General features: G+C 31.6%; 2 protein-coding genes. Both read right to left on the bottom strand.

Translation table 11 applies throughout. The features are described from left to right. Positions 1-115: 115 nt before the first annotated feature. The gene (locus CQA44_RS12785) at positions 116-292 is read right to left on the bottom strand and encodes a hypothetical protein (protein WP_181881903.1); all 177 of its coding nucleotides are present in this window, start codon (positions 290-292) and stop codon (positions 116-118) included. A 1204-nt stretch (positions 293-1496) separates the two neighbouring features. After that, positions 1497-2282, bottom strand: coding sequence for a hypothetical protein (locus CQA44_RS11640; protein ID WP_115547377.1), 786 nt, complete (start codon positions 2280-2282; stop codon positions 1497-1499). Positions 2283-3025: the final 743 nt, after the last annotated feature.

Below are 3025 nucleotides of genomic sequence, written 5' to 3'. Positions count from 1 at the left end.
CAAAACTCCCTCTACACGCATAAAATAAGGCGGGTCAGCAAAGATTAAATCAATGCTATCATTTGGAATTATTTGGAGTAACTCTAGGCTATTGCCTTGTAGAATGACATTTGTTTTAAGATTTAATGCTTTGTTCATAGTGTTCTTTACTATACCATTGTCTATTTGTATCTCCGATAGTTATGACTTTATTTTGCAATGTATTATGACTTTTGAGATTTCTCACTTTTTGAGAAAATTTATCATCATTTCTATCTTTAAGTATTGCTAAATCTTCACCATCTGGGTTCATTTTCTTGGCATTTTTGAATAAGCTCACTTGTCCTTATGCCCTCATTTTCACTTATGATTTGCAATGCTACTTCAGCAATTTCTGATTCAGAATAATTGCTCATCTTTAATCCTTTCAACGATTATTGTATTATAGCTATTCTTTCCTTTTCTCACGTTTGGAATCTCAAATTATGCTAAAGAGTTAAGATTCAATAAATGTCATTGCAAATAACCCAAAGAATGCAGCTATCCTAGTAATTATTTATCCCATAAGTTCTACAAAACACTCTCTCTAAGGAATACCCCTAAGCTTATTCTCTCAAAAGATAGAAGGACTTGGTAACATCTATCTATCTATAACAACATCTACAACACAGAAATACTCACACTAATATCTATGATTATCCCTTAAGAGAAGATTGAATGATAGAAAACAGAGAGAGGATAGAGAGAATCTAAGGTATAGAGTATGGAATAGAGATTGTGAGAATCTAAGAGATAATAGAGACAGAATCTAAGATAATTGAGATTATAAAGTTAATAGAGTTGAGACATCTATTAGAATGCAAGTCATCTAGCAGGTTATTTAGAGTAGGTTATTTAGCAGAATAATAGAGACTCCTTTGTGTCCATAGAGAAAAGATTCTCTGTATTCATCTCTAAATATCAAAGAGGTGTCTGCTTAGTCAATGATACACAAATCTTATCATGTCTCTGACATCAAGAGGAATAGAATCATGCTAATTTGCATGATTGATTATTTTATCTCACTATTGAGTATATTTGTTATGGAGGGAGGGATTGTTATGTTGATATTGACTAATGGGGTCGCTAATAGCATCGAAACATTGTTATGCCAAGATTGATAATTCAAAAAGGCAACGTGAGAATAGACTCTTACACAAAATTATATTCAGTACACTTGTTTTTATAAAAGAATAGAAGCCAAACCTACAAGAACTACTAGTATATTGAACCCCCCCCTAGTCTTTGATTCTAAACTACAAATACATCATTACTTACTTTGAAAGCATATAGCCTTTCATACTCATGACTTAATAGTTTGTTATCCGCCAATAAAGCAGTCAGTCATTCTCTTCTGGCATTATTTTATGCTATTCATTATTAAAAATAACTATTAAAAATAACTAGGGAATTGAAATTCCAACACTCAACATTGCGTTCTACTCAATTTAGACTTTGTAGTATTAAATACTAGATAGTTAATGTCTTGTTTGTCGATAATACTGTGCTGTATTACTTTGATAATGAGGTTGGGTATATGGCAACTCTTTTAGGTATGCTTCTTGTGTAATTTCCATAATTAACCCATAGAATGCACTCATGACTGCATAATTATTTTGAAAGTTCTGTCCGTTGATACTAATGAATGTTGCAGGATAATTTGTATCGCCTATTTCAATGCTAGCTATACTTTCGTCATGTCCGACATATTTGTAATTTACAAGAATTCTAATAACATTATTTACCAAATGATTATATGGAATAAGCTGGACTTCTTTTAACGGAGTTAATGCTTGCCAATATTGGTAAGGCTGTAATTCAAAAAAGCTAAGTCCGCTATCTCCACGATAGCAACCATTCAGCAACTCTTCTTTGCTTGCATAATAATAAAGTGGTTGTCCAGTAATTGCACAAACTTCCATAATCATAGGATTTGGAGGTAAAAAAGCATTAAAGCTTTCTTTTGGCGGTGGTGAGGGGAAAAATTCTACTATATTATTTGGCAATTCTATTCCGTAAATTTGTGGTAAAGCAGGAGGCTCGCTTAATTGTTTGCTTTTGGTTGAAAAATAAGGTTCATTTGGAGCTTTAGCAATCACAAAAGAAATAAACAAACAACCAAAAAAACAATACACAAAAAAATAAAGTAAATAAGATATTCTTGATAAGAATTTGGCTGTTACGGTGCTTGAGAAAATATTGCTAAGAATATTTTTAATTAGCCTTTTGCGTATTGACTCATATCTCAACCAAGATTGTCTCATACAAACTCCTCAATCATTTTCTATAAAAATCGGTTTATTCTCTAAAAGTTTCATAGTTTATTTTTGAGAAATTAATTATCAAGCATATCATTTAAATAAAGTATGCGCTGCAAGAGTTGGTTAGTCAAACCCTGAAAGCTTCGGTGAAAATCCAGAATCAAATCTTATTGACACAAGCGTCATAGCTATTTGCCCCCCCCTCCCCCACATTTATCAATGTCTGAGAGTTTGTAGCAATGCGGTTTTTAGTAAATAACTTTTCAATCTTGTATTGAGGATACAAAACACACATTTCCCTTAAGAAAAGCAACAAATAAAAAAGTTTTAATTTAGGATTTACCACAAGGAAGCATAAGTTTATATCCACTGCATTATAAAATCTAGTTATCAGCTGTTTTTATTTTGGGTACGCATATATTTCTTGACGGTGCTAGAAATTTTGTCATCTTACTACAGTGGGCTCTGCCTCAATCTAAAGACACAAAAAGCCAAGAATAGCTAAAAACATCAATGAATGATATTAATTAAGAATTTTGTATTCAGGGTTGTGATAGTAATATTTAAGATAAAAAATCTTGCAATTTTAACAACAAAAAAAGCAACACACTGCTATATATGAGTCAATTTAGCTTTATAGTCAGAGTAACACACAGAAACTTTAAGAAAATTTGTTGTCATAGAATGGACAATGTAGAATCTTAAGCAGAAATAAATGATATGAAAATGAATTGAAGATTATAAAC

The organism is Helicobacter sp. MIT 14-3879 (assembly GCF_003364125.1).
Note: the sequence above shows the minus strand (reverse complement) of the source record. Positions and strands in the feature narration are given on the sequence as shown.

Excerpts from the sequence above, each read along its gene's own strand:
- CQA44_RS12785 (WP_181881903.1), bottom strand. The coding sequence starts at position 292 with ATGAACCCAGATGGTGAAGATTTAGCAATACTTAAAGATAGAAATGAT.
- CQA44_RS11640 (WP_115547377.1), bottom strand. The coding sequence starts at position 2,282 with ATGAGACAATCTTGGTTGAGATATGAGTCAATACGCAAAAGGCTAATT.